We start from the raw sequence: 22,077 nt of genomic DNA, 5'->3' as shown, positions 1-22,077 counted from the left end.
GACACTCTCTCCACCATCGGCACCCATTTCGGTGGAACTTGAGCTACCGAGTTCCTTTTCCTCGGGTCGCTCGGATGCGTCTGATTGCATGGATTACGCGGCCCCCGGGCGTCCGCAGCTTACCCCGGCTTCCTAGGCTTCCTAACTGTTGGGGTTGTGTGGCTGTGGCCGGTCGTGCGATCCCTGTAGAATCTGCGCCAAAAGAGAAATGTCGTCTAAATGGCGTTTTGTTTGAATCGCCGTGAATGCAGGATTGCCTAGAACTTGACAAAGGATCAACGATGAATCGCTCAGAGCCCCCCCCACCATCTGATCAGGACGGATCGACGAAAAAGCCCCTGGAAGCCACATCAGAGCCCGCTGCCGAACCCCCTGCTGAGCCCACACCACCGCCCGCCCGCGAACCTCGACCGCGAGGACGACGTCGGCCTCGCAAAAATAACCCAGGCGAGGAAATTCAGCGGCTGCCCAGTGAGGCGATCGGCGAGGACGAGTTGCATCGCCCACAACCGGCCGATGAACCGATTTCACGAGTGAATTCGCAAGATCTTTTTCAGGTGATGCGGCACACGATCGAGCGACTCGAACGTGACGAGACCGCTCGCGGCGATATCAAGATCCTGTCGCGAACCCTACGAGAATTGCGATACGCGTTTCAGGTGTTCCGACCCTATCGGCGACGACGCAAGGTCACGATTTTTGGTTCGGCACGGACGGCTCCCGACCAGCCTGACTACCAGTCCGCCGTGGATCTCGGTCGGCGGATGGCGGCTCACGGCTGGATGGTCATTACCGGGGCCGGCGGCGGGATCATGGAAGCGGGCCACAAAGGCGCCGGTCGCGACGCTTCGATGGGGCTCAACATCATGCTTCCGTTCGAGCAGGGGGCGAACGAATACATCGACAACGACCCCAAACTCGTTACGATGAAGTACTTCTTCACTCGCAAATTGATGTTCGTCAAAGAGTGCAGCGGAGTGGTCTGTCTGCCGGGTGGTTTTGGGACCCTGGATGAGGCGTGTGAAACGCTCACATTGTTGCAGACGGGAAAACAAACGATGATCCCGCTCGTTCTGCTGGATCATCCCGAGGGCAGTTATTGGAAAGACCTCGGCGTGTTCTTTCAAAAGCAGCTCCTGCAGAATGGAATGATCAGCCCCGAAGACATCTCGTTGTACAAGATCACCAATTCGGTCGACGAAGCTGTCGATGAGTTGCTGACTTTCTACAAGGTGTATCACTCGATGCGATACGTTCGTGATCAGCTGGTGCTGCGACTGCGGGCGCCGTTGAGCGACGAAGTGCTTGAACGGATTCGAACGGACTTTGCCGATATCGTGAAAAAAGGAACCTATGAGCAGCGAGGTCCGTTGCCTGAGGAATCAGGCGAAAAGGAACTCGCTGCTTATCCCCGGCTGGTGTTCAACTTCAACCGTCGCTCACTCGGACGGTTACGAATGCTAATCAATCAAATCAACGGTCATGCAGAGACGCAGACGTCACTGATGTCCTCGCGATAGCGAAGCGAGAACAGACGTCACAACCCCTGCATCGGACTCCAGGTTGTCGTCGATCGCCGATTCGAAGCGATCGGTCGGCGGGAGGGGCATTCCGGGGCCGCAACATTACCATAACGAGAGACGCATATTTTGATTCTACGAATGCCTCCCCTCAGCGTGCTCGATCTCGTCGGCAAAGATGCCGCGGCGATCTTGCACAACCTGACGACCAACGAAGTCAAATCGCTCGAAGCGAACGGACCGGGCGTTGAAACATTCATCACGAATGTCAAAGGCAAATGCATCGGACACGTGTTGGTGTTCCGAACCAATGAGGGCTACCGATTGATCGGTGCTGCCGGTCAGTCAGCGGTCATCGCCGCTCAAATGGATCGATACACCATCCGCGAAGATGCCGTGCCGCAGGTACGCGACGAAGAATTTCAGGCTTGGTTGGTCGTTCAATCCAAAGACACGCGAGTCGCCCGACCCCCGGACAAGAAGAATACCCACCCGCTCTATCGTTCGGAAATCTCACTGCACCCTCGTGGTGATTCCTCCGGCGGTCATTCGAAAGAGGTTCGGTCGGTTCCGACATATGGGGTGCCTTGGATCGGGACGGGGAGTCCGTTTTCCGGCCTGCTGGTTCTGACCGAGAAGGCTGACGATGTATCGAGCCGGGGGATCTCTGACGCGTTGGGCGGGAGGTTAGGTACCACCGACGCCACTTTCGCGGAACTCGCAGGCGATGTCGCGAATGATCGATTTCGAGAATTGCGGGTGGCGGCTGGCTACCCTTGGTTCGGGACTGATTTTAACGACACGCACCTTCCGCAAGAAATCAGCCGCGAGGAGGAAACCATCTCTTTTACGAAAGGTTGTTACCTCGGCCAGGAAACGATCGCTCGGTTAGATGCCCTTGGTCAGGTCCAAAAGAAGTTGGTGAGCTGGTCAATCGAGGGGGGTGGTGATGGCCCTCCACCAGGGCCGGACACCAAGTTGTTCGCGGGCGGAGAAAAACCGGTCGGTCGTCTCACAAGCGTCGTGAGGATAGACTCGCAGGATGGTGGGCAGCCTCGTGTCTTAGCGATTGGCTTTGCCCGACGCAGCCATTTTGATGCCGGAGCGGAAGCGACCGGAACAATCGGCGAGCTTACATTCGTGGCGAGAGTGGTGGAGAATTAAAGGCAATGGAATACACGTTCGAGAAATTTGCGGAGTTGCTTGACCAGGTTCGTGACGGTGACGAGCAGGCAACGACCATTCTGTGGGAACGTTACTTCCATCCACTCGTAAGGCTCGCGGGGACGCGATTACCCAAAAATCTTCGTCGCACGGGCGATGAGGAGGACATCGCGTTGTCAGCGTTCCATAGTTTCATCGCGGGGGTCCGGCGGGATCAGTTTCCTGATTTGGCTGGGCCGGATAACCTGTGGGGATTGTTAATCACGCTAACCAGCCGAAAAGTGAACGCACATTTACGCCGCCAGACACGTCAAAAGAGAGGTGGCGGCAACGTTCGAGGAGAATCGGTTTTCCTCGACGCGCGAGGCGATGCGGGGCCGGCCGGGTTGGAACAGATGGGCGGCGGAGATGATGCGGCGCGGCCCGACGTGCGAGCCGAGCTGGCGGAAGCTTGTGAACAATTGCTCGACGCGTTGCCTGACGCACAATTGAGAGAGATCGCGGTGTTGAGAATGGACGGATATTTGGTCGATGAAATCGCCGGGCGCTTGGACATCAGCAAGCGGGCGGTTGAGCGTCGATTGCAATTAATTCGCAAGACGTGGTCGGAACAGCGCGAGTCGGAGGAGGAGCATGATGAAACTCAGTGATCTACCTGCTCGTGAACTGGCGCGGCTCGACGCGATCTGTCTTGAGTATGAATCTCGCGTACGAGAAGTGTTACGCACCGGGGGCGACCCCCAAAGTGTGCAGACCGAGATCGCTCCACTCGTCGAGCGGTATGGCGGCGAGCACGCGCCGCTGCTTCGTACCGAACTCGAAGCAATCTTAGAAGAACTGATGCGAGAACATCGTGAAGGTGGGCCTTCGAGTGGTCAGTTGGACGTCGCCAAGATCGCTGCGGGGGCAGGTAGCACAACGAGTGATACCGAACATGGTCATCCCACCCCAGGTGATGTTCATGGTGCGCCGACGGAGGCGATCGGAATAGCGGCAGCCGACAAACATGGTGCCGACGAAACTCCCGATGATCTGCCTAACCTCGGTGACACGATCGGTCCGTACCTGTTGACCAGCGTGCTTGGTCGTGGCGGGATGGGCATCGTTTATCGTGCGACCGATACACGATTGGATCGGAGTGTTGCGATCAAGATGCTCTCGTTGCATGATCGACAATCACACGTCTTGGTCGAGCGATTCCAGCGTGAGGCTAAAGCGGTCGCTGCACTGACCCACCCGCATATTGTGGAATTGTTTGACATCGGCGTCTATGAGGGCATGCCTTATGTCGTGATGGAGCATCTGCGTGGTGAAACATTGATGCACCGGATGCAAAAGGATCGAATCGCGAGCGAGCCGATCACGACTCAGCAGATTCGCAATTGGGGCATCCAACTCGCCGACGCGCTCGCGGTCGCTCACGCAAGCGGCGTGATCCATCGTGACATCAAACCCGAAAACGTGATGGTGATGAATCGCGCGCGGCCGTCGACGTCTGATGGCGAGGGCGGGAGCAACAGCGGCGACTCGAAAAGTGGCTTTGGATCGAGTTTGAAGTTATTCGACTTTGGCCTCTCGCGAGTGGGGTCGACGAATTGGCAACAGGACTCGGGCCTCTCGCCCATCCTGACGCCTGAGAACGCCCGCAAAATCTCTGACAACGATTCGGCGACCCGTGTCGGCATGATCTTGGGAACCCCTGGATACATGGCCCCCGAACAAGCGCGCGGGGGAGTCATCACGCCCGCCGCTGATGTGTTTTCGTTGGGATGTGTCTTGTTTGAAGCGATGTTTGGGCGACCTGCTTTTTCAGGCGAGACGGCAACGAAGCGATTTACCGCGGTGCTGGAAAAGCAGCCGCTCGCCGATCCCGCGCGTCGCCGCGACGACGTCGCATTGGCGGATCTTATTCTTTCGATGCTTTCCAAGGATCCGTCGGCGAGACCTTCCGCTGCGGAAGTGCTCAACACGTTACAGTCGTCTGGCCCGGGGCTTCGTAACCCAAGTCGGGACGGTTCCACGCTCATCGGTGCCAACGAGGCGAGGCATGATGGAAGCGTCGTGATCAGCCGACGTCGGTTGGTCGAACTATTAGGCGGCGCGGTCGCTGGTGGCGTGCTCGGTGCGACGTTGCTACCCGGAAAGGCGAAGGGAGAGTTGCGAGCGATCCGTTCGATCGGTGTGCTGCGGTTCCAGAATGCTAGCGCCGCGACAATTTCGAACGATGACGCCGTTCCTCCCGATCGCATGCTCGATCAAGGAGAATTGTTGTCTGGGTTGCTCGTCAACGAACTTTCGCGAATCGATGGAATCACGGTTCCCAAATACGTGCCGATCACGGCGACGCAGCCAGAAGAGTTTCGCGAAGCGGCGAGGTTACTCGAAGTTGACGCATTGGTGACGGGGACTTTCTCGCTCACTCAGGCGGGGCCGGACCCGATCGGGCTCGACGCAACGGGTACCAAGCGAATCATGACGGTGAACGTTGACATCATCTCGGGGCGGACGGGCTATCTGATCGAAGGGTTGGTGATTCCGACCGCTGCGGGCGACAACTTGATCGAACAGGCTGAACTCGCCCAGGAACTCGCCGCTGCGATCGGACGCGAACTATCGCAGAACGACGAGAACGGCAAACTGAGTAATCCGGAAGCATTTACGTGCCTTGTCAAAGGACGTACGCTTTCGGATCCCGACACCGCCGAGGCCATGAAAACGGCGTTGCGGTGTTTTCAACATGCCCTTTCCGTTGATTCAAATTACGCCCAAGCGCACGCGGGTGTTGCCCTCACCGCGATCAGTCTTGCCGCACGCGAGGACGATGAACAGGCGAACGATCTGGTTTCACTCAGCCAAGAGGCATCTTCCCGAGCACTCGCGCTGTCACCGGGGAATCGCGATGCGTTGTTGGCACGCGCGATGTTGAATTACCAGGTGCTTGCGGACTTCGACACCGCCGACGACACTCTCCGCAGTCTCGTGCGAACGAGTCCGAATCATTGGCAGGTCCATCATCAGGCGGGTTGGCTGAAGATTATTCAGTTGGAAGATTCGCAAGGGATGCAGTTCATGCGGCGGGCTACCGGTTTGCACCCGGCCTCGCGATTTTTGAAAACCGAGCTTGCCCGTGCCGAGTGGTTCCGCGGCAATGCTGATCGTGCCATTCAATCGGCGATCGGGTTAATCCGAGACAACGTGGCTATGGAAGAAGACCGGTTCGCACGCGGACTGTTGATCGACATCCATGAGCAGTCGAGTAATTTCATTGAGGCCGCCAAATTGGATTCTGATTTGGAATGGTCGCCGACGATCGGTGGCATGGGATATTTCGCCGCCCGCGAAAAGCGTTTGTCTGAATTGCCCTATGGCCCATTTGGACCGACGATCAATGCGGCGATCTTGCAACTGAGACGGAATGATCTCGCCGAGCGTGAGCCACCGGATCTGTTGTTGGCACGGCTGATCGCGGCTCAGTTGCCGATGCTGCCGTTGGTTTTGTGCAAACATCCGGCGATGACTTCGATGACGCTGCTCGAACAAGCGGCCGAAACGTATAGCGTATTGCGGTTCGGATAGACCGAACCCGAGCGGATTAGATTTACTCGGGAAGATCGCTCGGGCTGTAATAGCGAAGCGTCGCCGTCATCAGTGGAACGGAATCGCGTTTCATGGTTGTCTTTTCGACCTCCGCTTTGATCCGTCCTTGGCCGGCGATCAAACCTCGGGTGGCGAGGTGGTTAAACGACGGATCCAATTTCGAGCGAAGGGCCGCCAAAGTGCTGGGTTTGTCGGTGGGATGCTCGGCATCTTCGAGCAGGGCGAGCAGATCGTTTGCCGGCGTGATCGGATCGGATTTCGGCTGCGTCTTGAGCTCCGGGAATACCGAAATGGAGATCGTTCCCGCGTGGGAGCCGTAATCGATTTCTTTTGCAATCGACTCGCTGTTTGATAGCACGTGGAACGGTTCCCGTTCGTTTTGACTGATTTGGTAACCCTTGATGCCGAACACATCCATGTGTGGTTCAAAAATCCAAGCCCCACACTTCGCGTCAGGTAACGTTTCTTTCTTCAGGGTGTTTTCCCCGTTGACCTTGACGACGACGGCGAGACGCGGACGCTCGTTGCCCTTGCGACGGACAACAAACATGACATTTTGATGCTCTTTGGGTTCGGCAACGAAGGCGAGTCCTCCCTCGATACGAATCGGTTGAGGTTGGTTATCGTAGTGGACTTCAAACTTGACCGGTGAATCAGGATTGTCGGCCGAGAGCGGATGCTTGCTGCTGGTCCGCTGCTGGTCGGATGCGTCTGACACGTCGAGAGATGTCAACGTCGCCGCCTCGGTCGCTTTCTCTTTTCGCTCTGATTCGGTTAGTTTGATATTGGCAGCGTCAAAGATGCCTCGTGTGGTGAAACTTTGGCCCGCATCCATTAATTCGTCGAAGCCAGGTTTGGTTTTGAATTGCGAGTCCGGCAGCCATTCGAGTGATGCGGTCTTGCCATCGAGTACTCGAATCCCGACGACGATTTGGGAAAGATCTTGCGTCAGAACCGCGGAACCGGTGTAGAAGGCATCAATGGGCAAGTCCTTGGATCCCCATGACATGGGGTAGTTCTTCGTGAACAGTCGCTGGCGTGCGTCGAGTGAGTTCGAGACATGGCTTGCTCCCGCGATTGTGGCCGCCGTGTCGCTAGCATGCTTCGCGACGCCGATCGGGTCGGTGATGTCGACGTTCAGAATGAGGGCCATTTCGAGTTTATTGGCCAATCGACGGCCGAGCGCGGAATCATGTCCACCCAAGGGGTCTGATTTGTTTTCGACGGCGAATTTGAGGACGCCGATATTTCGGTAGCCTTCCGCCTTGGCGTGTTTGAGGATCTCTTTGGAGACACGGACCAACTCCCTTTCGAGTTCGTCGGCGGCGTTCGCGGGCGGACTGAACACGGAACTCATGCCGATCATGAGGACGGCGAAGAGAAGTCGGCCAAACTTGGTTTTCATCGTGATGACTTTCATCGAAAACGTGATGAGTTGAAGGCGGGCAATTAACGAGTCTCAATGGTGATCGTATGCTTTTCGATCTTGGTGGCTTTGTGGTTGATTTGAGCGATGCCGCCATGCACGTTCAGACTGTAAAACGGATGGACGTAGCGGTCGGCCATGTTCTTTGCTCGCAAAACCTGTCCGGCGGCAAATTCATCCAAGCTCGCAAAGAGGGTGATTGCTTCGTTGCCCAGCGTGGACTGAACTTTGAGGGCACCTTTCTCGGGAAACCGCAAGGTTTCGCCCGGTTGGAGGGTTTTGCCAGCTGGCACGAGGACAACTTTCTCTCCCCCGACGCCGGTGCCGATCATTTCGACATAGACCGTGGTGTGACCTTCGTTCTTTGCGAAGATCACGAGGTCATCGCCAGGGCTGTAGAGGTTGTTGGCGTTGGACGTGGTCAGTGCAACGGAAATGTTGGAATTGTCCACCAGGAAATCTGGGCGTGTGATCCCGTCGATCGGAATCACGGGAACGCCGAGCCCGAGGAATTGGACGATCGACGGGAAGTAGTCCTCCCACATGTCCCGGCGGATGACGCCGTTGTTACTCAGCGGCACGAGGCCGGCGCCCGCGAACTGGGGTGAGCGGAACATCCCCTCGAACGCATTTTGACTTTGCAGCCCAAGTTCACCGACCGCGGTGTGGTACGCGATCGGTGCGTCGAGAAAGCGGCGTGCCACCGGGGTGAGTGCTTCGTTGTCGGAGTCGTCGCCGTTCACTTTCTTCATCGCCGTGAGGAAACGTATCCGGTCTTCTTCGAGCAGTTCGTCCATGACTTCTTTGGGCGGATACAGTTCGGCGACTTTGCGTTTATCGAAACCGTAGCTGCCGGGCAGATCAATCACGGAGACCCGGACGTCATCGCGAAACGGTTTCATGCCGCGGTCGTGACAGCGGATGCAAGACAACCCGTTGCGGACGTTTTTGTCTTCGGAGAATTTGTCCGTGACAATCGTCGTTGGTGCCGCGTCGAGTCGCAGCCCATCCCCGGTTGCGAGATAGTAGCCTTGCAACCCGTTAGGTAGCGAGAAGATCATTTCACCGCCCGCACCGTGCAGATTGATCGGATCGGCAAACAAGTTGTCACGTCCCTTGCTCGATGCATAGTCGATGCTCTTCCAATAGGACCCGTGATTGGATGGGTGACGTTCCATCGCACGGTTGTTGTGCGAAACGCCGGACACCGCGACCGCTCCGCGTTGGGCGATGCCGTCGCGGATGTTGGCACGTGAATCAACACCGAGTTGTTTTTCCAATTGATCGAGATGACGCGGTAACTGCATCAGATCGTTGTAGAGCGCCGGTTGCAGAGCGGTGCTGCAGAACCAATCTACGCGGACATAAGGGATCGGGCGAACCATGCCGGCGGGATGCATGTATTCCATCGCGAGCCGATCGTAAGTCTCCGAAGCTTCGTACCCGATCGAATAGGGGTATTCGAGCAAGACGAGGTCAAACAGATTGTATTCCGCTCGGTTGGCCGCATTGGTTGCGTCGCGATACGGTTGCACGTGCCATCCGAGGTCACGCAGGTCGTACGCGAAAACCGTGGCCGTTTCGCCATCCACGATCGTCAGCGGGGCGATGCGTGTTTGATAGGAAAGATGGTTGGCCGCTTTGGCGAGTGCTTTGCGTTGCAGGTCGAGTTGTTCGCGAGTGGCACCGCCGGCGATCAAATGATTGCAGCTGAAGTAACGCATCCGCACGCGTTTTTCGACGGGAAGCGTTCGTTGGTGCGCGAGGATTTGTTTGAGGACGTAGTCAACCCCGACGAGTTGGTTGAGCGAATCGTCACGGTCCTGTTCGATCGGTTGTTTGATGTCGGCGGGGAACGCCGGCGCGTCGGCTTCGATCCAGTGTCGCACGAGTGCGAGTTCTTTTTCGGAGAGCGGCGGGGCTCCTTTGGGCATCCGCGTGTCTTCATCTTCCTCAAGCAAAATTTCGTACAAACGTGAATTGCTCGCGTCGCCCGGAACGACTTGGTCGTCTTCGAGAAGCGATTCGTGGGAAAGGACATTCAAGTCCGCGAGCTTTTGGTGGTTGCCGTGACACTGGGAGCAGCGAGAACGCAGCAACTCTTTGACGTCGGCTGCCAACCGTGATGACTTGCTCGCCCCGTCGTCGTCGGCGTTGGCGAGCGAACCGGCTGATAAGATTGCGATCGATCCGAACCAAACCGTGAGCACGGAAACGCGGGAGAACCAATGTGAAGATGACATGGTTGAGCGACTCAATTCAGGACAAGGTGCGATGAGGAGACGCGGGCTGGACACGATCCGGTCCAGGTGGCACCTACTTAGTTTACTACGCTAAGCGGGCGGGACGGCAACCGGCCCGGTGATTGCAGTGCGATCTTTTGGTGTTCATCATGTTTTCGTATGGCAATTTGGTCTGACACTCGGCAGCTCATCCGGGGTTGGCGGGGCGTGTGATGGCGTCCATCCCTCGAGCTGCGAAAGATGTTCTGACCAACGCTTATCTGAAGGATGCGATTTTGATAGCGGGAGCGGACACGGAATCTGTGGGCGAGTGGGGAGAATTGGAAAATCGATGCCCGCCCTCACCGGACACTCGTGATCCTGTTAAGCTACCATTTAGGGCATCTATAGAACCTTTATTACGCAACTTAGGGAGGATAACCGAGTGGACGCGATTCTAGTTTGGTCACTTGCGACAGGAACATCAGTGCTCGCCTTGTTTTGGGCTAGGTACTTTCATCAGCAAATGATGAAAGCGGATGAGGGCACCGAGGAGATGCGAGCGATCGCGGAGAGTGTTCGCGTCGGCGCGGGGGCATACTTGAATCAGCAGAACAAGGTAGTCGCGATCGTTTTTGTGGCGGTGACCTTGTTACTCGCGTTTGCGGCGGTCGGGTTGCGGGTGTTGTCCGTATTTTCGCCGATCGCATTTTTGACCGGGGGACTTTTCAGCGGTTTGTGCGGCTGGATTGGGATGCGAACCGCCACGCAGGCGAGCAGTCGCACCGCCGCCGGAGCCCGAGTGTCACTCAATGACGGATTGCAGGTCGCCTTCCGCAGCGGCGCGGTGATGGGACTGACCGTCGTCGGGATGGGGTTGCTGTACTTGTGTATCTGGTTCGCGATTCTTTATTGGGGCGTGCCGCTGGTCGGTGGTGAAGATGCCGAAATGAGCCTACACCAAATCTCAGTAACGATGCTTACGTTCGGGATGGGGGCGAGTGCCCAGGCGTTGTTTGCCCGGGTGGGCGGTGGCATTTTCACAAAGGCCGCCGACGTCGGTGCCGACTTGGTCGGAAAAGTCGAACAGAGTCTAGCGGAAGACTCGCCACGGAACCCGGCGACGATCGCGGATAACGTCGGCGATAACGTCGGAGACGTTGCGGGGATGGGGGCGGACCTCTATGAGTCCTACACGGGATCGATTTTGGCGGCCTCAGCGCTCGGCGTTGCCGCGATGACCCAGCAGGGAATGTTGCCCGAAGGTGGCGACGTTGTGTCCGCTCAATTGCATGCGATGGTGTTGCCGTTGGCGATCGCATCGCTCGGGATCCTGTGTTCGATCGCAGGCGTTTACGCGGTTAAGACTGGCGACAAACTTTCTCAGAAAGCGCTGCTGCAAGCTCTCGCCCGCGGGATCAACCTTTCGTCGCTGCTGGTGACGATCGGATCTGTTTTCTTCGCTATGTGGTTGATGCCGCGTGTTCCTGGAACGATGTTTTTTGACCTCATTCCGGGGATCGCGATCAGTGTGATCGTCGGACTGATGGCCGGTTGGGCGATCGGTTGGTGGACCGAACGGGTAACGAGCGACGAGTATGCGACGACTCAGCATCTCGCGGCGGAAGCGGAGACGGGGTCAGCAACCATTATTATCGGCGGTGTTGCCGATGGGATGTTGAGCGTGTGGTTTCCGGTGTTGGTCGTCTCGGCAGCGATGTTTCTGGCGTTCGGATTCGCCAACGGTGGTCACTTCAATGATCTCAATCGATTCTCGCTCGGATTGTATGGTGTCGGCCTGGCAGCGGTGGGGATGTTGAGCACGCTTGGGATCACGTTGGCGACAGATGCTTACGGTCCGATCGCTGACAATGCAGGCGGCAACGCCGAGATGGCTGGACTCGAACCCATCGTGAGGGAGCGGACGGATGCTCTCGACAGTCTTGGTAACACCACGGCAGCGACCGGGAAGGGATTCGCGATCGGTTCGGCGGCATTGACGGCGTTGGCGCTGTTGGCGGCGTATGTGGAAGGGGTGCGAGACGGGTTTGATCGTTGGGGAGAAGACGTCGCGTCGGAGGTTTCCGGAGACGGTTACTTCAAACTCAACAATAGTTTGATGATCGAAAAAACGCCGGAGGGAACACAAACGTATTTGATCATGCCGACACGCTCGGAAACGCCCGAACAACGGGCCTCGTGGCATGCGGTCGCCGGCGGAGATGGGATCACTGATGACGTGGTGTCCACCGCGATCGAAGGAGAACGCGTCCATGTTTCCGAAGCGACGTTGCAAGACTTTCTGCATTACTTCGACACCACGCTGATGAATCCGAGGGTGCTCGTTGGCATCTTCCTTGGGGCGATGAGCACGTTCCTGTTTTGTGCGATGACGATGAAGTCGGTGGGCAGGGCTGCAAATGGAATGGTGATTGAGGTGCGGCGGCAATTTGAAGAAAACCCGGGGATCCTGGATGGCACGGTGACGCCGGATTATCAACGCCCGATTGAAATCAGTACCAAAGCGGCGCAGCGGGAAATGATTTTGCCGAGTTTACTCGGCCTGCTTCTACCGATTGTTGTCGGTCTGCTGTTGGGAGTTGGTGGGGTGCTCGGGTTGTTAACCGGGTGCTTGACCAGCGGGTTTTGCTTGGCCGTGTTCATGGCAAACAGCGGCGGGATGTGGGACAACGCGAAGAAATACATCGAAGCCGGACACCACGGGGGCAAAGGGAGCGCTGCTCACAAAGCCGCGGTGGTTGGTGACACGGTGGGTGATCCGTTCAAGGACACGAGTGGCCCGAGCTTGAACATCTTGATCAAACTCATGAGCATGGTCAGCGTCGTGGTTGCCGGTTTGATCGTGCGTTATTCCTTGGTGGCACTCGAGATCTTCTGAGCACTCCCGGCAATGCTGCCAACGCAAGTCTCGACTTCGTTGAGTGTCCGTAGGCAGTGTTCTTGATGGTGCTGGTGTTTTCGAAACGTCGTTTTCCCTGTGTCCGGATTCCCTGTGTCCGGAAAATATGATTTCGTTGACCCGTGACATCACGAACCGCTCGGTTTTGCCGTTCAGCTGGACTTGAACCGTCGGCCGAGTTTGGTCGACATAGGCGGAGCTGGCCGAGTGGGGACTGCCTACGTCGAGCGTCATGCCGGGAATGTAAGAATCCGCTCTCATCCTTTGGAGATTTTCCGGTGTTCGAACTTGTGGAAATGAGTCTCGCGACAGAGGTCCCCGATGAAGAGTTCGCACAATTTGCTGAGGACCTAGGAATCGGATCGGGGTGTGCGGCCAGACGGGAGCGTCAACGAAGTAACAGGGCATGAACCGCATCATTGGTCAGGCATTTTTGTCGATATCCATCGATTCCTCGATCGTCCGGCGTGGTAGAGAGATTTTGGATCCGCGGATAAAGTTGCGAGGCGTCCCCGATGCCTTTGATTGAGAATGATGAAACGGATCCAATTTGAAACCTTGCCAGGCTGCCAGCCCTACCTCAACGAGCGAACGATTCGGGTTCGTGAATCACAGTCGGGCATGCGCCTGATCGATTTTCTTCGTCAGTACCACCCGCCGACACCTCGTCGAGATTGGCTGAACTGGATTCAGGCAGGGGATATCACCCTGGATTCACAATCTCTCAACGAGAATCATCGCGTCCGCGTTGGCGGCCAGTACCGCCATGCGATGCGAGATTTTGTCGAACCGGAAGTGCGGGCGACGATCGGGATCATTTCCGAAGACTCCGAATTGCTCGTCGTCGACAAGCCGGCGCCGTTGCCCGTGCATCCCAGTGGTCGCTTTAATCTCAACACGCTGTCGAAGTTATTAGAACGCGTCTATCCTGACGGAAAACTGCGGATCGCCCATCGGCTCGATGCCAACACGACGGGAGTTGTCGTGTTCTCTCGCACGTCTTCTGCGGCCGCATTCGTTCAACCCCAATTCGAGCAACGTCGGGTTACGAAAGAGTATCTCGTCCGTGTTTGCGGGCACGTACCGTGGGACGACTACCATTGTGATTTGAAAATCGGGCATGCCCGACATGTCGATCCGGCGAGCGACGGTGGCACCGGCGGGGCGCGAATCCCACACGATCGCGGACTGCCCGCCGAGACGATCTTTCGCTGTCTCGAACGATTCGACGATGGCACGACGCTGTTGCACGCCTCGCCGATCACTGGTCGAACGAATCAGATCCGGGTTCACGCCGCCGCCCTCGGTTTTCCGGTGATGGGTGACCCGTTCTACAACCGTGCAAACGACTCGGGGGCGCATCCAACGACGCTCGCGCAAACGTTACGCATCGATCAGCCGCCGATGTGTTTGCATGCTTGGCAACTGACACTCACCCATCCGAAGTCACGCCAATCGGTTCGGTATCAAAGTCCCGCACCGGCCTGGGCAATGGCGAGTCAGGCGTTGCTTCGCCAATCAACCAACGGCAGTGAGACGCCCCAATAATTTCAGCGTAGCATCCACGCTGGAGAGTCTCGCCGTTTCGAGTTGGGTGTGATAAGCCGACGTGGGCAACTGCAAGGTTGTGCCTCGTATGTCGCCGCCTGATGCGGAGATCAATCTGCCCAATTCGGTTCGTCCGAGCGACATTGGTTTCTCGCGAGTTAAATTGATTTTTTCGATGTAGGTGTCTTTGTACCGGAATGTGATTCCGAGTTCTTGACATGTCTTTTCGATTTCCGCAGTGAGCGATATGTCAAACTCCGCATTCGCATCACGATGCCTGAGTACCACATCCTGGATCAACAAGTCATCGACGGTCGGAAACGGACTCGTGTCGAGAACGATCAAGCGATTCGTGCGTATGTTGTGTCGCTGGAACCATTCGGCGGCAAACCGCCAACTCCGCCCGGCTTCTTCCCCGGCGGTGAACAAGGCGGTGCCTTGGAAGCCTGACCGGATCAATTCGATCAGCATCGCGACCGAAACCACGTTGTCTAACTGAGCCGAAATCAAGCCATCGGCTTCCTTCAGTCGGTCCAAGAACGCGACCGGGGTTCCCGGTTGGAGGAAATCGAGTCCGTCGAGTTCAAAAATCAGGTTTTTTCGACGCGGGCAGATGTAGGACTGGATAATCTTTCCCTGTCCAAGATACGAACCCGCGTAGGGCGTGTGGGCTTGAACGCGTTGTCCTTGGAATCGTCCAGCGATCGTTTCCATGAACTGTTCGGAGATCGAATCGCCGGTAAGTTCGCCTCGGTTTCCGGCGATGAAGGCGGCGTATTGAAATTCGTTTGGCCCGGTGCACATCAGACCGTGTCGGTCAACGTGCGCGGAAACGAATGTGCTCTCGGGTTCGGCGCCTTCGGCGACCAACAGCCCGTGGAATCGTGTGACCCGGATGGGGCACTCCTCAAGTTCACGTCGGATCACTCGGAAGAACGCGTCCTCCATTCCGACCACGGAGGGTTCACGCACCAAAGCGCGCAGAAGATGGAGGAACTCGTTCATAATCCCTAGCGTGTTTCGATTGATGACCGACTGAGCTTAAGCAAGCATGCTGCCGGTTTCCATCAGGTTGCGATGCAGATCGAAACAGTGTTGCAGATCATGGCGGATATGGGCAGCGGTCGACTTATCGAGATATTGGTGCAAATAATCTCGGTACATCGGATGGGCGCAGTTATCGATGATAGTGCGTGCCCGTTCACCAGGTGCCAGCCCACGCAGGTCGGCGAGCCCTTGTTCGGTCACGATCACGTGCACCGAGTGTTCATTATGGTCGGTGTGCGAACAGAGTGGCACGATGGCGGAGATCTTGCCTCCCTTGGCTACCGACGGGCAGACGAACATGGAGAGATAAGCGTTGCGGGCAAAGTCACCGCTACCGCCGATCCCGTTCATGATGTTTTGGCCGCAGACGTGTGTGGAGTTAACGTGCCCATACAAATCAACTTCGAGTGCCGTGTTCATGGCGATCACGCCGAGTTGTCGCACGACGGCGGGGTTGTTCGAAATTTCCTGCGGACGCAGCACGATTCGGTCGCGGAAGAACTCGATGTCGTCTGCGATCTCCTGCATCTGTTCGGGCAATAGCGTGAGACCGCAGGAGCTGGCGCCACGTAAGCGGCCGCTCCGCATCAAGTCGAACGGCGCCGGTTGGAGGACTTCGGTGTACATGAAGAAGTCCGGGATGTCAGGGCTTTTGCCGACGCCCGCGGTGACGGCGTTGGCAACGTTTCCGACGCCGCTTTGCAGCGGTAGGAAACTCGATGGGATCCGTCCCGAAGCGAGTTCGTTGCTGAGAAAATCGACGACGTAGCCGGCGATCTTTTCGCTCAGTTCGTCCGAGTCGGTGAAGCCCCCGAGTTCATCGGCTTGGTCGGTTTCGACGATCGCGACGATCTTGGCCGGATCGACCTCGGCGTATCTCTTACCGATCCGTTCGAGCGGATGGCTCATTGATAGGGATAGTCGGTTCGGTGGGCGTCTGGGGATCACGATGTCAGACATGTCGCCGATGTCGCGGGATTGCCCCCGGTTGAGCTCGATGATGACCTTCTTTGCCTTCTTCAGAAACGTCGGTGACGCGCCCACCGAGGTGCTCAGGTAGACTTTTCCGTCGGCGGTGACCTCGGTCGCTTCGATGATCGCGACGTCGATGTCACCGAAGTGCCCGAACATCACGGACTGAGGAAGGTGCGAGAGGTGCATGTCGACAAAATCGACTTCACCCGCGTTGATCCGCTTCCGCATGGCTCGCGACGACTGATACGGGGCACGCCAACTGACGGCGTTCGCTTCGGCGAGGTGTTCGTCGACGCTCGCGCCGGTTGACGCACCGGTGAGCAAGCGGATTTGAAATGGTTCACCAGATTGATGGATTTCCTTCGCGCGGACGGCGATTGCTCTCGGGACCGCTTTCGCGGATCCCGCGGGAGTGAAACCGCTCATGGCGACCATCATTCCATGTTCGACCAACTCTGCGGCCTGCTCGGCAGACATGGTGGGGAATGGCAAAGACATGGGGAAAGTCCTTTAAAGAGTCGCGTTTCTTGATGGTTGATGTGCGATGTTTATCGCAGAAGACAAACCATAGTTTCAAGCGAATCGGAGGCTTAGGTAAGCCCCTGCGACAATTAGGACGATGGGTTTATCGAACCAACCCATGCGATTCGTTATTGGCAGCTGGCTACGCCGGCGCCTCCAGGTCAGGCCGGGCAAACGGACGTTGCTCGGCATAAGCCTGCATCAAATCGTTGCTCTGCAGCAACGCGTCGACCACGTCGGCGGCCCATTGTTGGCCGCGGCCTTTGAGGAAAATCTCACGGACTTTTGCCAGTGGCATGCCTCGACGATACGGACGATCGCTGATCATCGCGTCAAACGCATCGGCGACAGCGAGGATTTGGGCATCGCGGGGAATCTCATCACCGGCCAGCCCGTCGGGATAGCCACGGCCATCCCATGATTCGTGGTGATGTCGAACCGCCGGTAGGATGTGGCGAAACGGCCGAATGTCTTTGAGAATCTCGTAGCCCAGCATGGGGTGGCGTTTGATTTGGTCGAATTCTTCCTCGGTGAGTGATCCCGTCTTCTTCAACACCGAATCATCAATTCCGATCTTGCCAATATCGTGTAGGATCCCCGCCAGTTGTAGCGACTCGGCCGAACGATCACCAAGACCGAGACGAAGTGCCAGTTGTACCGCCAAGTCGGCGACACGGGAACTGTGTCCGTGCGTGTAGGCGTCTTTGGCGTCGAGGGCCGATGCGAGTGATCGGACGGTACCCTCGAGCATGGATTGCATCTCGTGGAATTGCCGCTTGTTCATCAGATGCAATGCGAGCACCATCAGCACCGATCGCATCAAATCCACCTCGATCGTGCCGAACTCGGTTGCCGACATTTGACGAATTGCGATAAGCCGTCCGAGTCGTATCGATCCGCGGGCGATGGGCATCAAGACGACCCGGCGCCCCACCAACGCTTCATCGTCCGATTGGTTGACGATCACGGTTTCTTTTTGCCAATCAGGCCGGTCACCGACACGTCGCCCGTTCGAAACCGCATCGGTCTCCGGGGCAATCAATGAGAACCCGGCGTCTGAGACGTTGCCGCTGCGGTGTTGGAGACCGTTCTCGCTGATCGCCGCATGGACGATCTTGTCGAGATCGCTCAGAGCGATCGGAGTGCCGATTCCCTGAATGCCTCCGCCGAGGAAATCGTCCTCATCGGGATCGAGCTGAATGATGAGCGTTTCGCAGGGGACGCAAACGATTAACTGCTCAAGGAGCTCTTGGCAAGTTTCGCTGGGGTCGTCCTGAAGCTCAAGCCGCGCTGTCAGATCGTGGATCATTCGAATTTCTTCGAACTTTTCACCAAGCGATGCCGAAAGCGACTCGATGTCCGATAGCAGTGACAGTTCGGCCTCGACTTGGCCGCGATCGGTGTCGTCCACTGAACACGGAACGTTGTCGTCGCTCACGTGCAGAGGGCCACCGAGAGGCGCGGTCGTGTTGAGACGTGATTGCATGAATCGGGCTGCGGTGAGGGATATGGGCCGGATAGGGAAAATTGACGCACGCGTAATCGCAGGTGTTCCGACAAAACCATATGCCACGTCAAACCGATGTTTGGGTTAGCAACACGGCAAAACGGGTCTCGCGTCAATCGATTTACCATTGAGATTTCCGGTCGTGCCGGTTGGACGGCGTGTGCGTCACGCGGGCCAACCACCCGAAAAGGTGGTCTGCTTGGACGAGGACATCCGTAGACCCGTCCATGAATACCTCTGTGGTGCTGTTCTTTTAGGTCGGCGTGGCGGCTCAACCTCCGTCTTGGTTGCGTTCCCTTTCTCGTCGGATCGCTTCGCTGACTCGGCCGAGAATGGCACGTTCCTCGTCCGTCAGTGACGTGGGGCCGTTGGCGTGGAGTCGTTGCAGGATCTCGTCGGCCCGGGCCGCATCGCTCGCTTCGGAGTGTTCTCGATCGGCGGCTTCCCTGAGTTTTCGGATTCGTTCCTTCTCGGACTTTTTGTATTCTCGACGTTGCAGTGCGGCGCGAATTCCGAGTCGAGATTTCATGACGCCGGTTTCGCCGTTTGCCGCTAACGTCATCTGTGACGCGAACAGATCTTCGCCGCGTGTCGAAGCGAACAGCCAAACGGCCAGGAGCGAGATACCTGCGAAGGCCGGTAACGCTCGACCTCCGGCCTGGGTACTGATTCCGCTGGCATGGATCGCCATCACACCGCCGACCAAGGTGACCAACGCGAATGCAACGATGCCCCATCTAGCCATTCTCGCGGCATGAGTCGCCTTCTCTCGATCGCCCGCCTCGTCGTTCGGGGCCCCCGAGAAAAGTCCAATGACGGCTGACCAACCCACTCGCCCAAGTGATTGGGGGACCGGCAGCAATTGCCAGAACCCTTGCAGACAAAAGATCCACGCCGAAGCGATCCAGACGCGATCAACCAGTGCGATCGCAGCGTCGGAGGCATCACCCGCCTCGGCGGATTGCGGCAACGAATACAAGCTGAACCGATCGAACAGCAAACAGATCAACGCAGCGACGCCGAGTGACATCAGCACGGCCGACCACAGCAGCAGCACCCGGCTAGCACCACCGAACGATTCTAGGATCGTTTGGCTGTTGTCGCGAAGGTACAGTTCTTCGGGTGCGTCGGCGAAGAGCGAATTATGCTCGTGATCGACGAACTCCTCGGGCGAGGGCGAAGCGTCGATGTCTGGGATCGCGATCCAGACGCCGCCAATCGTGAGCGTGACGCTGTGGCTGGCGAGGTGTGTGGGCAGAGGTGGGAAATGATGAATCTGGTTGATCGTGTTCGCGGGCGGTCGAACCGAGAACAGCGTTTGTGTGATCGCCGCCTGGATGAACAGCCCGATGCACCACACGAAGGCGAGGTGCACGGCCCACGACCCCGTATCGCTGTGGTCGGCACCACCGAACATGCTCGGGGCCATCGCGATCAAGAAAACCGAGATTGCCGCGAGCGGCAATGACAACGCGATCGACCATTGAACTCGGCCGATCGAACAAAACCACCACCGGACGCCGCGACCGAAACTGGCCGCGCCGCGAGACTTTGAGAGCCAATAGCGACGCGTTCGTCGTTGATCAGGAGCCGGTGGTGTTGGATTCACGTCGGAACGCGATTAGTGGCTGTGCTCGAACTCAGGTTCTTTGCCTTCGTAGGCACGATAGAAATCGAAGATCGATTTTTCCAGGGCCTTCGCCGTTGCCGGATCGGCTGACTGTTTCGCTTTCATGGCATTGACCATGACCGCGTGAGCGGCGGACAGCTTTTTCAGATACGAAGGATCGTCAGCCTTGATCCGCTGAGCCATGAAGTAGCTTGCGATCGTTTCTTGGATCTTCGACGCGTGATCTTCTTTGGTGGTCACCCACCGGGTCAATTGGTTGATCGACTGCGCGTCGGTTGGTTTGAGCGTGTTCAGTTCGATCTGGGCTTTGGAAATCGTGTGCTCGTCTTCGAGCATCATTTCAAAACGCATTTGGTCGCCGTAGATTCCACAGGGAACTTGGCAGTGCGCCTCGGCGGTCGAGGCAACCATAAGGCTTCCGAGCAGCAGCGCGGTCAAGGTAATGCAACGCAACATTTTCAATTCCTCTTCAAAATCGCAGGGGTGAATTAGAGAATCTCAAGCAGTTCAACTTCGAAGATCAAAACCTCGTTCGGGCCGATTGCCGATCCCGAGCCACGTTCGCCGTAAGCCATGTTTGGCGGGATGTAGAGCATCCATTTCGAGCCAACTTTCATCTTTTGCAATGCCAGTTGCCAGCCTTGGATGACACCGTTGACGGGGAACTCGGCGGGCTTGCCGCGAGCAACACTGCTGTCAAAGACTTCTCCATTAGTCAGTTTGCCAGTGTAGTGAACTCGGACAGTGTCTTGAGGTGATGGTGAGCCGCCTTCGCCTTCATTGATGACTTTGTACTGAATCCCTTGGGCGAGGTCTTTGACGCCTTCCGCTTTGCTGTTCTGCTCCATCCAGACGTTGCTCTTTTCCAGGTTCAGCACGGCCTGCTTTTGCATTTCTTCCTCGCGGGCGGCTTGGCGTTTTTGCAAAATCGCTTGGATTTTGCCTTGGACCTCGGCGAGCTGTTCATCTGTCAAGGTAGGGGCTTCGCCGGTCAAGGCGTCGGTCAAGCCTTGTTGCATTCCTGCGAAAGTGAAATCGTCTGCTTCAAAGCCTTGTTGGGCAAAAGACTGCCCAACCGAGAAGCCCAGGTAGTAACCGACTGTGTCGTCGACTGTGGTTTCGGTGTCTTGTCCGTGTGTCGACGTTGTCATTGTCAGCAGTGTCAAAAGGGATAGTGAAAGTAGCGTGAATCGCATGGGTTTGGTGTCGTCCGAGTATGGAATGGGCAGGAAGTTTGGGACTCGAGTGAGTCCCAGGTGGGAAGCAAATCCGGCGTCGCGACGGCAAATGCGCGTCGCAAGCGGATCACTCCATCCCCCAGAATACCAAGTCGGGCGACCCGTGCACTCCCCTGACATGGCTAGAAGTAGTGAACGGACCTGATGCAGCTGCGCCGCGGTCTCGGACTAACCGATCGTCTCGACCTGGCAGTCTTCGAGTTTGACGCTGACGCCCTGTTCCATGAAGCGGACGGCAACGAGCAGGCGGGATTCGTTTTCTCGTCGGATGATGGTTCCCTCGTATCCCTGGAACGCGCCGCTCTTCACGCGGACGATTGCACCCGGCTTGAGACGACTTTCGAGCGTCAGCGGTATGCCGAGGGCGATAAGGTTACGGATTTGTGTTAAATCTTGAATAAGCTCTTCGACCTCGAGAATCTCGACGGCTTTGAGAACACATCCGGTGCAGATTGCCGCATGCCGTTCTTCATCGCCCCCACGCAGGAACACGTAGGTTGAGAAGAGCGGGATGTAAGAGGTGCGAATCCGGCCGGCCGGCGAACGCGTCCGTTGCGGAATCATCGGTCCGTAATGGCCGATCTGGGCTTCGCGCAAGTGTCGCAGCACTTTTTTTTCTTGTCGCGTTCGCGTGTAAAGCAACCACCACGGCGAATCATGTGACTCAGGTTGATCGAGTAAGTCGTCGGGGAAAATGTCAGGTTCGGGAGGCAGAATCGGCATGGATTTGCAGCAAAGGAAACGAAAAGGGCCAGTGAAAA

At 57.0% G+C, this 22,077-nt stretch carries 15 protein-coding genes; 6 read left to right on the top strand and 9 right to left on the bottom strand.

Going from position 1 to position 22,077, the window contains the following annotated elements:
- Nucleotides 1–281: 281 nt before the first annotated feature.
- From NB063_RS05240 to NB063_RS05225, 4 genes are all read left to right on the top strand, one after another.
- Nucleotides 282–1,520 (top strand): LOG family protein, encoded by a 1,239-nt coding sequence (locus NB063_RS05240; RefSeq protein ID WP_250927700.1) that lies wholly within the window; start codon nucleotides 282–284, stop codon nucleotides 1,518–1,520.
- A gap of 141 nt (nucleotides 1,521–1,661) precedes the next feature.
- Nucleotides 1,662–2,684 carry a CAF17-like 4Fe-4S cluster assembly/insertion protein YgfZ gene (gene ygfZ / locus NB063_RS05235; RefSeq protein ID WP_250927699.1) on the top strand — a complete coding sequence of 341 codons (1,023 nt, stop codon included), beginning with the start codon at nucleotides 1,662–1,664 and terminating at the stop codon, nucleotides 2,682–2,684.
- Between the two features lie 5 nt (nucleotides 2,685–2,689).
- A complete protein-coding gene (locus NB063_RS05230) occupies nucleotides 2,690–3,334 on the top strand; it encodes an ECF-type sigma factor (RefSeq protein WP_250927698.1) in 645 nt (214 codons plus the stop codon).
- Nucleotides 3,321–6,260, top strand: a complete 2,940-nt coding sequence (locus NB063_RS05225; protein WP_250927697.1) for a protein kinase domain-containing protein — start codon at nucleotides 3,321–3,323, stop codon at nucleotides 6,258–6,260. The genes NB063_RS05230 and NB063_RS05225 overlap by 14 nt, the downstream gene beginning before the upstream one ends.
- A gap of 22 nt (nucleotides 6,261–6,282) precedes the next feature.
- Here NB063_RS05225 and NB063_RS05220 read toward each other — a convergent pair whose 3' ends face one another.
- Nucleotides 6,283–7,686: a hypothetical protein gene (locus NB063_RS05220; protein ID WP_250927696.1), complete on the bottom strand. Its 1,404-nt coding sequence runs from the start codon at nucleotides 7,684–7,686 to the stop codon at nucleotides 6,283–6,285.
- A gap of 44 nt (nucleotides 7,687–7,730) precedes the next feature.
- The gene (locus tag NB063_RS05215; protein WP_250927695.1) at nucleotides 7,731–9,950 is read right to left on the bottom strand and encodes a c-type cytochrome domain-containing protein; all 2,220 of its coding nucleotides are present in this window, start codon (nucleotides 9,948–9,950) and stop codon (nucleotides 7,731–7,733) included.
- A 424-nt stretch (nucleotides 9,951–10,374) separates the two neighbouring features.
- Between NB063_RS05215 and NB063_RS05210 the strand changes: the two genes are divergently transcribed.
- A complete protein-coding gene (locus NB063_RS05210; RefSeq protein WP_250927694.1) occupies nucleotides 10,375–12,828 on the top strand; it encodes a sodium-translocating pyrophosphatase in 2,454 nt (817 codons plus the stop codon).
- A gap of 555 nt (nucleotides 12,829–13,383) precedes the next feature.
- Entirely contained in the window at nucleotides 13,384–14,397 is a 1,014-nt protein-coding gene (locus tag NB063_RS05205; RefSeq protein ID WP_250927693.1) for an RluA family pseudouridine synthase, read from the top strand.
- Here the strand turns inward: NB063_RS05205 and NB063_RS05200 are convergent.
- From NB063_RS05200 to nusG, 7 genes are all read right to left on the bottom strand, one after another.
- Nucleotides 14,368–15,402, bottom strand: coding sequence for a peptidase M42 (locus tag NB063_RS05200; RefSeq protein ID WP_250927692.1), 1,035 nt, complete (start codon nucleotides 15,400–15,402; stop codon nucleotides 14,368–14,370). The two genes, NB063_RS05205 and NB063_RS05200, sit on opposite strands and share 30 nt — an antisense overlap.
- A 36-nt stretch (nucleotides 15,403–15,438) precedes the next feature.
- Nucleotides 15,439–16,917, bottom strand: a complete 1,479-nt coding sequence (locus NB063_RS05195; protein ID WP_250927691.1) for a succinate CoA transferase — start codon at nucleotides 16,915–16,917, stop codon at nucleotides 15,439–15,441.
- A 166-nt stretch (nucleotides 16,918–17,083) separates the two neighbouring features.
- Nucleotides 17,084–18,427, bottom strand: coding sequence for an HD-GYP domain-containing protein (locus NB063_RS05190; protein WP_250927690.1), 1,344 nt, complete (start codon nucleotides 18,425–18,427; stop codon nucleotides 17,084–17,086).
- A gap of 292 nt (nucleotides 18,428–18,719) precedes the next feature.
- Entirely contained in the window at nucleotides 18,720–20,057 is a 1,338-nt protein-coding gene (locus NB063_RS05185) for a hypothetical protein (RefSeq protein ID WP_250927689.1), read from the bottom strand.
- A 12-nt stretch (nucleotides 20,058–20,069) separates the two neighbouring features.
- Nucleotides 20,070–20,534: a superoxide dismutase, Ni gene (locus NB063_RS05180; protein WP_250927688.1), complete on the bottom strand. Its 465-nt coding sequence runs from the start codon at nucleotides 20,532–20,534 to the stop codon at nucleotides 20,070–20,072.
- A gap of 32 nt (nucleotides 20,535–20,566) precedes the next feature.
- Entirely contained in the window at nucleotides 20,567–21,229 is a 663-nt protein-coding gene (locus tag NB063_RS05175) for an FKBP-type peptidyl-prolyl cis-trans isomerase (RefSeq protein WP_250927687.1), read from the bottom strand.
- A gap of 255 nt (nucleotides 21,230–21,484) precedes the next feature.
- Nucleotides 21,485–22,039, bottom strand: a complete 555-nt coding sequence (nusG, locus tag NB063_RS05170; protein ID WP_250927686.1) for a transcription termination/antitermination protein NusG — start codon at nucleotides 22,037–22,039, stop codon at nucleotides 21,485–21,487.
- Nucleotides 22,040–22,077: the final 38 nt, after the last annotated feature.

This window comes from Aporhodopirellula aestuarii, from assembly GCF_023701485.1.
Classification (GTDB): domain Bacteria; phylum Planctomycetota; class Planctomycetia; order Pirellulales; family Pirellulaceae; genus Rhodopirellula; species Rhodopirellula aestuarii.
This window is presented reverse-complemented; position numbering and strand designations above follow the sequence as displayed.

Coding starts and splice junctions, on each gene's coding strand:
- NB063_RS05240 (WP_250927700.1), top strand. CDS start 282: ATGAATCGCTCAGAGCCCCCCCCACCATCTGATCAGGACGGATCGACG.
- ygfZ (WP_250927699.1), top strand. CDS start 1,662: ATGCCTCCCCTCAGCGTGCTCGATCTCGTCGGCAAAGATGCCGCGGCG.
- NB063_RS05230 (WP_250927698.1), top strand. CDS start 2,690: ATGGAATACACGTTCGAGAAATTTGCGGAGTTGCTTGACCAGGTTCGT.
- NB063_RS05225 (WP_250927697.1), top strand. CDS start 3,321: ATGAAACTCAGTGATCTACCTGCTCGTGAACTGGCGCGGCTCGACGCG.
- NB063_RS05220 (WP_250927696.1), bottom strand. CDS start 7,686: ATGAAAACCAAGTTTGGCCGACTTCTCTTCGCCGTCCTCATGATCGGC.
- NB063_RS05215 (WP_250927695.1), bottom strand. CDS start 9,950: ATGTCATCTTCACATTGGTTCTCCCGCGTTTCCGTGCTCACGGTTTGG.
- NB063_RS05205 (WP_250927693.1), top strand. CDS start 13,384: ATGAAACGGATCCAATTTGAAACCTTGCCAGGCTGCCAGCCCTACCTC.
- NB063_RS05200 (WP_250927692.1), bottom strand. CDS start 15,402: ATGAACGAGTTCCTCCATCTTCTGCGCGCTTTGGTGCGTGAACCCTCC.
- NB063_RS05195 (WP_250927691.1), bottom strand. CDS start 16,917: ATGTCTTTGCCATTCCCCACCATGTCTGCCGAGCAGGCCGCAGAGTTG.
- NB063_RS05190 (WP_250927690.1), bottom strand. CDS start 18,427: ATGCAATCACGTCTCAACACGACCGCGCCTCTCGGTGGCCCTCTGCAC.
- NB063_RS05180 (WP_250927688.1), bottom strand. CDS start 20,534: ATGTTGCGTTGCATTACCTTGACCGCGCTGCTGCTCGGAAGCCTTATG.
- NB063_RS05175 (WP_250927687.1), bottom strand. CDS start 21,229: ATGACAACGTCGACACACGGACAAGACACCGAAACCACAGTCGACGAC.
- nusG (WP_250927686.1), bottom strand. CDS start 22,039: ATGCCGATTCTGCCTCCCGAACCTGACATTTTCCCCGACGACTTACTC.